The following is a 10,249-nucleotide window of genomic DNA, read 5'->3' on the forward strand; positions in this document are numbered from 1 at the left end:
AGCGCTTCGTTCACACCGAAGAGGTCACTGGTTCGAACCCAGTATCGCCCACCGGATCGAGTGCGGCCCGTGTCCACGGAAATGTGGACACGGGCCGCACTCGTCGTACGGCCTCACCTGTCGACGCCGGTCGTCCCGCGTGTGCGACGGTTCTTCCCGGCTCCGCCCCGCGTACCCTCGCGGCCTTCCTGTGCCCTCGCCTGGGTCCCCCGCGGGGGCATCCTGAACCTCCCGGCAGGTGCCCTCCCGTTCCCGTCGATCCCGATGGCACCACTCGCGAGCGCTCGCGCCGTGCAGCGTCAACTTCCCATCCGGTAGGCGCATTTCGGCCCCGTCTCAAATAAATACCGGCGGCCTGTCGGTGTTCGACCGGCCGACCCCAGGCGCCTCACCTGCGACGTCAACCTCCTTGCCGGGCGCCCGGGTCGGCTCGTGCGCCACCCCCGCCCGGCGCGCTCACAGAAAATTCCTGTCCGAATCATTGACGCACTCCGAGCCCCTCCGTAACTTGTGCCAGCAAGCGCTTACTTGAAACGATTCATGCAGGCGCCAACGACGTCGCGGGGAGGGCCTGACTGTGCCTAAGAACGGGAATGTTGAGAGGCGAACGATCCTTAAGGCGGCCGGAGCCTCGGCGGCCGTGCTGGGGCTGGCGGCAACGACCGGATGCAGTGGTGACAGCGGTTCCGGGGACGGGACGGTGACGATCCGTTACGCCTGGTGGGGTGGCGAACCGCGCACCATCGCCATCAAGGAGACGATCGCGCTCTTCGAGAAGAAGTACCCGAAGATTAAGATCAAGCCCGAATTCACTGACTACGCGGCGTTCTGGGAGAAGTTCCAGACCCAGGCCTCCGGCGGTAATCCGCCGGACGTTTTCCAGAATGCGGTCGGCTTTCTGCGCAAGTACGACAAGCGTGGCGTTCTGATGGATCTCAAGGCGCAGGCGGACGCCGGGAATCTGGACCTGGAGAACTTCCGAAACGGCGTTCTGGCGAACGGTCAGGTCGACGGCAAGCAGATCGGTATTCCCGTCGGCGCCAACACCATGGCGCTCGTCATCGACCTCAAGGCCTTCGAGAAGGCGGGCGTGGAGGCGAAGTTCGGCTGGACCTGGGACGAGTACTTCAACGCGCTGCAGACGATCCAGGACAAGCTGAAGATCGCCGGTGACACCGGCTACTTCACCATCATGTACCTCTACGACCTGTACCTGCGTCAGAACGGCAAGGCCTTCTTCACCGACACCGATCTCGGCTTCACCGAGGACGATCTGACGCAGTGGTGGGAGGACGGCTACAAGCGCGTGAAGTCCGGGCTCGTCGCCGACCCCAAGAAGATCGAGCAGGTCATGCCCAAGTCCGGTCTGTCGGCGGGGCTGGCCGCGTCCGAATTCACCTGGGACAACTTCTCCATCCGTTACGAGGGTGAGGGAGAGTCCGACTACGGGCTCGCGCCGATCCCCACGACGGACGGCAAGGACACCGGCCAGTACCTCGGTTCGCTGATGATGAGTGCCTTCTCCGGGACCAAGCACCCCAAGGAAGTCGCCCAGTTCATCAGCTTCATGGTCCACGACCCCGAGGTCGGCAAGATCATGGGCTACGACCGCGGCATCCTCGCCACCACCGAGCAGTACGACGCGTTCAAGCCCACCGACCCCAACAACAAGGGCGTCGCGGCCTACGAGGACGAGGTCGCCAAGGCCGGCGTGCTCGGGAAGATCACCCCGCACCCGTCCGGCGCGGACGTCATCGAGTCGGCCTTCCTGCGTATCGGCGGTGAGATCGCCCAGGGCAAGACCAAGCCGGCCGACGGCGCGAAGGCGCTGTTCAGCGAGGCCAAGGCCGCGTTCGCGGGCTGAGGGGACGTACCACCATGACGCTCGTCAAGGAAGCGCCCGTGCGCCCGGCGAAGAAGCGGTCCGCCGCTCCTGCCGCCGGGCCGCGCGGGCGGCGCCGCGAGAACATCGCCGGCTATCTCTTCATGTCACCGTGGATCGCGGGGTTCCTGCTGCTCACGGCGGGACCGATGATCGCGTCGCTGTATTACGCGTTCACCAGCTACAACCTGTTCACACCGCCCCAGTGGGTGGGGCTGGACAACTTCACGACGATGTTCCAGGACCCGCGCTGGCAGAAGTCGGTCGAGGTCACCCTCAAGTACGTCGTCGTGGCCACACCGCTGAAGCTGCTCCTCGCGCTCGGAGTGGCCCTGCTGCTCGCGCAGAAGCGGCGCGGGCAGGCCATGTACCGGGCCGCGTTCTACATGCCGTCGCTCATCGGCGCCAGCGTCTCCGTGGGCTTCGTGTGGCGGGCGCTGTTCTCCGACGACGCCGTCGTGGACCGTACGCAGAAGGTCTTCGGGCTCGATGTCGGCGGCTGGATCGGCAACCCGGACTATGTCCTGTACGCACTGGTGGCCCTGAGCATCTGGCAGTTCGGCGCACCGATGGTCATCTTCCTGGCCGGCCTCAAGCAGGTGCCGCAGGAACTGTACGAGGCCGCCGAGGTGGACGGAGCCGGCCCCTTCCGGCGGTTCTGGAACATCACGCTGCCGATGATCTCGCCGGTGCTCTTCTTCAACGTGCTGCTGGAGTCCATCCACGCGTTCCAGGTGTTCGGCTCGGCGTACGTCGTCTCCGACACCCGGTGCGGGCCGGCCGACGCCACCCTCGTCTACACCTGCTACCTCTACCAGAAGGGCTTCAAGGAGGCCCAGATGGGCTTCGCCTCCGCGATGGCCTGGACGCTGGTGATCGCGGTGGCGCTCGTCACGGCGGTCCTGTTCTGGTCGCAGAAGAAGTGGGTGCACTACGAGGAGGCCGCCAAGTGACCACTGCCACCAGCCCTGTTGAGCACGCCACGAACGAGCGGCGGCGCATCGGCTCCCTCGCCTGGCACATGGGCGCGCTTCTCGTGCTCGCGGTCGTCCTCTACCCGGTGATCTGGGTGCTCGGCGCCTCGTTCAAGCCGAGCAAGGACATCATCGCCAGCCTCGACCTGCTGCCCACGAAACCGGTCTGGGCGAACTTCTCCGGGCTCGCCGACGGCATCTCCGGCATCTCCATCACCAGCTTCTTCAGCAACTCGCTGATGTACGCGGCCCTGGCCGTGGTCGGTGTGGTGATCTCCAGCTCGCTGACGGCGTACGCCTTCGCCAAGATCCGGTTCGCCGGGCGGAACATGCTTTTCACGCTGATGATCGGCACGCTGCTGCTGCCGTACCACGTGCTGCTCATCCCGCAGTACGTCCTGTTCCGCAACCTCGGCTACATCGACACGCTCGTGCCGCTCGTCGCGGGCAAGTTCCTCGCCACGGAGGCGTTCTTCGTCTTCCTGATGGTGCAGTTCATGCGCGGGCTGCCGCGCGAGCTGGACGAGGCCGCCAAACTCGACGGCTGCGGGCACCTGAGGACCTACTGGTCCATCGTGCTCCCGCTGAGCCGCCCGGCCATCATCACCAGCGCCATCTTCACCTTCATCAACGCGTGGAACGACTTCATGGGGCCGTTGATCTACCTCAACACCCCCTCCAAGTACACCGTCTCGCTCGGCCTGATGATGTTCCGCGACCAGGAGGGCGTCTCCAACTACGGCAGCATGATCGCCATGTCGCTGGTGGCGCTGGTGCCGGTCGTCGCCTTCTTCATGGCCTTCCAGCGCTACCTCATCGACGGTATGGCGACCTCCGGACTGAAGGGGTGAGGCGGTCACCATGGCCCAAGCACGCGTGAAGGCCCGCGCCCCGCGCAGGGAGTCCGTGTTCGGCGAGCGCTTCGCGGTCTTCGCCGAGTGTCTGCTCACCGGCGTGTGGATCGCCGTGGCCTGTCTCGGGATCGTCACCTACCCCGCGGCCTTCGCGGCCGGCGCCCGGCACCTGCGACGTCGTACGACCCACGAGGCCGGCGGCTGGCGGGAGTTCGTCGCGGACTTCCGGGCGGCCGTGCGCGGCGGGTGGATCGTCGGGCTCGCCGGCTGGGCGGCGGCCGCCGCGGTCTGGGTGGACGTCCTGGCGGCGCGGGCCGGGATTCCCGGCGGGCCGTTCGTCGGGGCCGTCGGCATCTTCGCGCTGATCGGACTCGCCGTGGCCCTGCTGCGGGCGGCGGCCGTCTGGACGCCGGGCGCCCCCTGGCGGGCCCTGCTCGCGGGTGCCGGGCGCCGGACCGTGCGCGATCCCGCCGGGTCCTTCCTGATCGTCTGCGGGCTGGCCGTCGTGGCTCTGTCCGCAGGGTTCCTTCCGCCGCTGGCGGTTCCCGTCCTCGGGGCCGTCGCGGCGGCGGCCGTCGCCGTGGAGGAGCGGTACCGGCACCGCTGACGGGCGGTGCCCTTGCACCAGGTCGGCGCCCCGGGCGCCGTACCTCTCTCTGTCATGCCCTGACTACCCCTGCACCCGCATGGAAAGGAAAGGCTGGTCTCCCATGTCTCCCATCCCCCGCAGGTCCCTTCTCAAGGCCGCAGCAGTCGCCGGAGCCGCCGCCCAGTTCAGCTGGGCGCTCGGCTCGAACGCCCAGGCGGCGCCCGGAGCCGAGGCCGCCGACGCGGACCCGGTGACCCTGGACTGGCTGGAGGACGGCGGCCTCGGCGCCGCCCCCGGTTCCACGGTCGGCGTGCCCTGGCCCAGGGGCACGTACGACGCGAGCCAGACCTTCGCGCTCACGGACGCCGACGGCAAGGCCGTACCCGTGCAGTCCTGGCCGCTCGCCTACTGGCCCGACGGATCCCTCAAGTGGACCGCGCACGCCGTGAGTTCGGGCGGCGCCGGGAAGCTGACGCTCGCCGCCGGGGCGCCCGAGGCCCCCGCCGCGAAGGTCACCGTCGACAAACGCGGCGGGACCATCGACATATCGACCGGAGTCATCACCGCCCGCATCGGCAAGTCCGGTTCCACGCTGGTGAAGTCGGTGACCCGCGGCTCCACAGAGATCGCGAAGAACGGGCGGCTCGTCCTCATCCGCCAGCCCGAGATCGAGGACGAGGACCAGGGCACCACCAAGTTCGAGCGCTTCGAGAGCGCCATCAGCGAGGTCGAGGTCGAACAGGACGGCCCGGTGAGGGCAGTTGTCCGCATCGACGGCAAGCACCGCAAGGGCAGCCGCAGTTGGCTTCCCTTCTCCGTCCGCCTGTACTTCTACGCCGGTGCCGACTCGTTCCGTATGGTCCACACCATCACGTACGACGGCACCCAGGAGCCCGGCAAGGCCAGCGGCGACTTCATCCGCGGCCTCGGGGTCCGCTTCACCGTGCCGATGCGGGACGCCTCGTACGACCGTCACATCCGGATCGGCGGCGACGGCACCGGTCTGCTGCGCGAGGCCGTCAAGGGCATCACGGGGCAGCGGCGCGATCCCGGAGCGGCCGTCCAGGCGGCCCAGTTCGCGGGGGAGAAGCTGCCCGACCCCTCGACCTGGGACCAGCGCGTCACCACCCGCCTCCAGTACATCCCCGAGTGGGGCGACTACACCCTCTCCCAGCTCTCCGCCGACGGTTTCGGTCTCCGCAAACGCACGAAGAAGGGACACGGCTGGATCGGCGCCGGCGGCGGCAAGCGGGCCTCCGGGTTCGGTTACGTCGGTGGGGCCGGCGGCGGATTCTCCTTCGGGCTGAGGGACTTCTGGGAGAAGCACCCCGCCCAGCTCGACATCCGCGACGCCCACACCGACGAGGCCGAGGTCACCCTCTGGCTCTGGTCGCCCGAGGCCCAGCCCATGGACCTGCGCTTCTACCACGACGGCATGGGCCAGGACACGCACGCGAAGCAGCTCGAAGGCCTCAACATCACCTACGAGGACTACGAACCCGGGTTCGGCACCCCGTACGGCATCGCCCGCACCTCCGAACTCCTCTTCTGGGCCAACGAGTCGACCCCGACCGCCGAGAAACTCGCCGAACAGGTCGAAGCCGTACGGGTGCTGCCGCAGCTCGCCGCCCCGCCCAAGCAGCTCATCAAGGCCCAGGTCTTCGGTCCGGGGCTGTACTCCGAGCCCGACCGGTCCACCCCCGCCAAGGCCAAGATCGAGGACCACCTCGACTTCCTCTTCACCTACTACAAGGACCAGGTGGAGCAGCGCCGCTGGTACGGCTTCTGGGACTACGGCGACATCATGCACACCTACGACACCTTCAGGCACCAGTGGCGGTACGACATCGGCGGCTACGCCTGGGACAACTCCGAGCTGTCGCCGGACCTCTGGCTCTGGTTCGCGTACCTGCGCTCCGGACGCGCCGACATCTTCCGCTTCGCCGAAGCGATGACCCGGCACACCGGCGAGGTCGACGTCTACCACCTCGGACAGTGGGCCGGCCTCGGTACCCGGCACGGCGTGCAGCACTACGCCGACAGTGCCAAGCAGCAGCGCATCGCCAACACCACCTACCGCCGCTACTACTACTTCCTCACCGGCGACGAGCGTGTCGGCGACCTCATGCACGCCAACGTCGACAGCGACGAGACCTTCCTCGTCCTCGACCCCATCCGCAAGATCCGCACGGAGCCGTACACCCCCGACCGGCACGCCCTGTCGATCGGCTTCGGCACCGACTGGAGCGGGCTCGTGTCGGCCTGGCTGACCGAGTGGGAGCGCAAGGGCCCCAAGTGGGAGAAGGCCAAGGCGCGGGTGCTGTCCACCATGGAGACCATCGCCGCCCAGCCCAACGGATTCGTGCAGGGGACCGGTCTGTACGACCTCGACACGGGCAGGTTCGCGGTCGCCTCGGCGCCCGCCGTCGGCGTCTCGCACCTCTCCGCCGTCTTCGGGCTCAACGAGCTCTGCGCCGAACTCATCGACCTCGTCGACATGCCGAAGTTCAACGAGGCCTACTTCGACTACTGCCGCTACTTCAACGCGACGAAGGCGGAGCAGGCCGCCCGCTACGGCTCCAACTTCGGCACCCTGCTGCTGTTCCAGGGCCACTCGCGCCTCGACGCGTACGCCGCGGTCAAGACCGGGGACGCGAAGCTCGCGAAGCGGGCGTGGGACAAGTTCTACAACTCCGACGGCTACAAGGAGTCGGCCCCCTGGAAGACCGAGCCGGTGAGCGGCCCGGTCGCCCTCGTCCCGGGCAGCGAGGCCAGCTGGGTGTCCACCAACGAGACCGCTCTCTACGGCCTCGCCGCCATCGAGAACCTGGCACTGCTGGGCGACAAGATGCCGTAGCGGACGGCTAGTTCATCTCTCCGAGGACCTCCCGCACCCGCCGGACGTCGCGGATCCGCCGCTCGTACGTCGCTCCGAGTACGAGCAGCAGCAGTCCGGCGAGGGCGGGAGGGACCCAGCGGGGGAGGGCGTCGGTGACCTGGACGAGGTAGGGCGTGAGTTCGTGCAGCGTGTCCAGGACCAGCACCGAACCGCCGAGCACGAGGGGGGCCTGGAGGTGGTGCCGGGCGCCCAGCAGGGTGACCAGCAGTGCCGTCAGGCCCAGCAGCAGGGGGCGGGTCCAGTGCGCGTCGCCCCAGGCCGCGACCAGGCTCGGCACGAGGGTGGCGGCCAGGCCGGGGCCGTACGCCGTCCAGGAGGACACCTGCGGGTCGCGGCGCCGTCGCAGGGCGCCGAGCAGCAGCGCCGGGACGGTGACCGGAAGCGTGTATGCCTCGGGCGTCTCGACGTCCCAGGCCGCCAGGCGTACCCAGGTGGCCAGCATGAACAGGGCGGCGGCCGCGTAGCCCATGGGGCGGCGGTCCGGGCGGATCGCCGTGCCCCCGGCGATCACTGCGCACAGGGCCAGCACCAGGGCCAGCAGCGGTGGGTCGGTGAGCGCGAGCCCGACCGCGAGCAGCCCGCCGACCGCGCCCACGACCTCGACCGGCACGACGGCCCGGGCGTTGCCCCCGCGTGCGGCCAACAGGGCCGCGGCCGCGGGGACGGCGAGCACGAGCAGCGCGGTGTGCGAGGGCTGCCAGTCCAGGGCGGCGCCGGTCGCGCAGGCGAGTGCGGCGGCGTACCCGAGTGCGGCCGGCGCCGTGACAGGGGCCAGGCGCGGGTGCCACGAGGCCGCCGTGAACAGCGCGGTCAGGGCGGACAGCACGGCGAGGGTCGCTGACTGCGCGGCGAGGGAGAGGAAGGCGAGGCTGAGGGAGCCGACCAGGGCGAGGACGAGGGTGGTGAGCCGAGGCGGAGTGAACGGACGGGCCGGCGTTGCCTCTGGCGGGGCGTGCGTGCCTCGGCGTACGTACACCGTCGCCGCGAGCGCCCCGGTTGTCAGGACACTGTGGGTCAACAAAGCGGCAGCATAGGGGAGTTCGAGTACCGCCGGCAGCGCGAACGGCGTCGCCCACAGCAGGACCGGCGCGCCGCACCGCGCCTGAGGCCGCCAGATGCCGGCCCGGACGGTCAGGAGGAGCACGGTCGCGACGGCCGCCAGAGCGACGGGAGCCGTCTCCGCGTGCTGCGGCCAGGGCGTGTCGAGCGTCACTGCGGCACGGGCGTCCGACGGGGCGCCGGTCCAGGCCAGTTCCGCCCAGCCGACCGGCCCGAGCAGCGCCAGACCGACGACGGGCAGCGCCCACAGCACGGCCAGCGCCTGTACGGTGCCCGAGGCCCACACGAAGCCGTGCCGCACCGCCGCAGGCAGCCGCCCGGCCCGCAGCGTCGCCAACAGGGCGATCCCGCACGCCAGATGGACCGGAACGGTCCACGCCTCCGGCAGCGCCGGGCGCACCGCACCGCCCAGGGCCGCGACGACGAGGAGCCCTGAGGCCACCGTGAGGCCGAGGGCGTCCTTCCGGCCCGGGCCGTGCTCGTCGGTGCGCGCCTCATGGATGCCGTCGTACCAGGCGGCGCCCAGCGCTGTCGCCGCAGCGAGGAGGAGGAGCGCCGCCGCGCGGGCGACGGCGCTCGGCCCGGTGGCCGTCCAGGACAGCCAGCCGGCGGCCAGTACGCCCCAGCCGCCCATGCCGTACGCGCCGATCGCCGCGACGACCCGTACGGACCGGGCCGTCACCCGGAGCGCCACGGCCGTGTCGAACACGGCCGTGAGCAGGAGCGCGGACGTGACCCCGTAGGGCACCGCGTCGGCGGCCAGCGCCCAGAGCAGCAGCGGGAGTTGGGCCGAGGCCAGTGCGGCGGGCAGGGACAGCCGCAGGCCGCGGGTGGCGGGCAGCAGGCCGTACCCGGCCCACACCACCGCGAGTACGGCCGCCGCGACCGCCGAGTACCCCGTGCCGTCGGTGCCCGCGAGTGCCGCGGTGTGCAGCGCGTAGGCGTCCAGCACCGTCAGCGCGAGCCCGAGGCCCGCCACCGACTCGGCCGTCGAGCGCAGCCCCCGCTTCAGCAGCACCACCGGCGTGGCGAGCGCGGCCAGCGTGACCGCGCCCAGCACCAGGGCCCGCCCGGTGATTCCCAGATGACCCCAGCTGACCAGTGTGAACACCATCGCCGCGATGGTGAGCAGAACACCGCCGAGCAGGAGCAGGACGTTCTGGACGCTCGGCACGGACGACTCGGGGCGGGGCGGTGCGACAGGCGTCGGCCGTGCCTGGTGCAGGGCCGCGACCAGCCAGGTGCGGCGCGTCAACAGCTGGTTCCGGCGGGCGTCCAGTTGCCACAGCTCGGCGTCGATGAGCCGCAGCTCCTCGGCCGGGGGCGGAAAATGCGTCATGCCGTCGAGTGTGGTTCGCGTCACTTCGTACGGCATGAGTCCGCGTACTCAGCACGTACTCAGATGTGCCTCGGATGTGCGCCTCCGTGCCCGCGTCCGGGGCACACTCCGCTTATGGAATGGACCCACTACCGCTTCCACAGCCGGTGGCGGCTGCCCGCAGCCCCCTCAGTCGTGTACGAGGCCCTTGAACGGGCCGAGGAGTATCCGCGTTGGTGGCGCCAGGTGCGCGAGGTGCACCGCGTCGACGACACGACCGGCGTCGTCCGCATCCGCTCCCTCCTCCCGTACGACCTGACCTTCACGGCCCGTGAGGTGCGGCGCGACCCGGCCGCCGGGGTCCTGGAGATCGCCATGAGCGGCGACCTCGACGGCTGGGCGCGCTGGACACTCACCGAAGCCGGCTACGGCACTCGCGCCCACTACGACCAGGAAGTCGACGTCCGCAAGCCACTGATGCGCCGGCTCGCCGTGCCCGGACGGCCGATCTTCCTCGCCAACCATGCCCTGATGATGCGCGCGGGACGACGAGGACTGGCCACCCATCTCCAAGCGGTTTGAACGAAGCCCGCCCGGACCTGTATTGTTCAGTCCGTTCCCGGGCGATTAGCTCAGTGGGAGAGCGCTTCGTTCACACCGAAGAGGTCACTGGT

At 69.8% G+C, this 10,249-nt stretch carries 7 protein-coding genes; 6 read left to right on the forward strand and 1 reads right to left on the reverse strand.

Going from position 1 to position 10,249, the window contains the following annotated elements; all coding sequences use genetic code 11:
- Window positions 1-577: 577 nt before the first annotated feature.
- The 5 genes from RB628_RS37910 to RB628_RS37930 all read left to right on the forward strand — a co-directional run bounded on the left by RB628_RS37910 (window position 578) and on the right by RB628_RS37930 (window position 7,156).
- Window positions 578-1,864 carry an ABC transporter substrate-binding protein gene (locus RB628_RS37910; RefSeq protein WP_318325198.1) on the forward strand — a complete coding sequence of 429 codons (1,287 nt, stop codon included), beginning with the start codon at window positions 578-580 and terminating at the stop codon, window positions 1,862-1,864.
- 14 nt (window positions 1,865-1,878) lie between these two features.
- Window positions 1,879-2,835, forward strand: coding sequence for a sugar ABC transporter permease (locus tag RB628_RS37915; protein ID WP_318325199.1), 957 nt, complete (start codon window positions 1,879-1,881; stop codon window positions 2,833-2,835).
- Window positions 2,832-3,707 carry a carbohydrate ABC transporter permease gene (locus tag RB628_RS37920; RefSeq protein ID WP_318325200.1) on the forward strand — a complete coding sequence of 292 codons (876 nt, stop codon included), beginning with the start codon at window positions 2,832-2,834 and terminating at the stop codon, window positions 3,705-3,707. Before RB628_RS37915 ends, RB628_RS37920 begins: the two co-directional genes overlap by 4 nt.
- Before the next feature lie 10 nt (window positions 3,708-3,717).
- Window positions 3,718-4,317, forward strand: coding sequence for a hypothetical protein (locus RB628_RS37925; RefSeq protein WP_318325201.1), 600 nt, complete (start codon window positions 3,718-3,720; stop codon window positions 4,315-4,317).
- Between the two features lie 103 nt (window positions 4,318-4,420).
- Window positions 4,421-7,156: a Tat pathway signal sequence domain protein gene (locus RB628_RS37930; protein ID WP_318325202.1), complete on the forward strand. Its 2,736-nt coding sequence runs from the start codon at window positions 4,421-4,423 to the stop codon at window positions 7,154-7,156.
- Window positions 7,157-7,163: 7 nt separating this feature from the next.
- On the opposite strand, the gene RB628_RS37935 is transcribed toward RB628_RS37930, so the two are convergent.
- On the reverse strand, window positions 7,164-9,632 hold the full coding sequence (locus RB628_RS37935) for an SCO7613 C-terminal domain-containing membrane protein (RefSeq protein ID WP_412180790.1): 2,469 nt from the start codon (window positions 9,630-9,632) through the stop codon (window positions 7,164-7,166).
- Window positions 9,633-9,710: 78 nt separating this feature from the next.
- On the opposite strand from RB628_RS37935, the gene RB628_RS37940 reads away from it, so the two are divergent.
- Window positions 9,711-10,157 (forward strand): SRPBCC family protein, encoded by a 447-nt coding sequence (locus RB628_RS37940; protein ID WP_318325204.1) that lies wholly within the window; start codon window positions 9,711-9,713, stop codon window positions 10,155-10,157.
- The last annotated feature ends 92 nt before the right edge of the window (window positions 10,158-10,249 follow it).

Origin of the sequence: Streptomyces sp. ADMS (genome assembly GCF_033441795.1) — a bacterium.
In the GTDB taxonomy this organism is placed as follows: domain Bacteria; phylum Actinomycetota; class Actinomycetes; order Streptomycetales; family Streptomycetaceae; genus Streptomyces.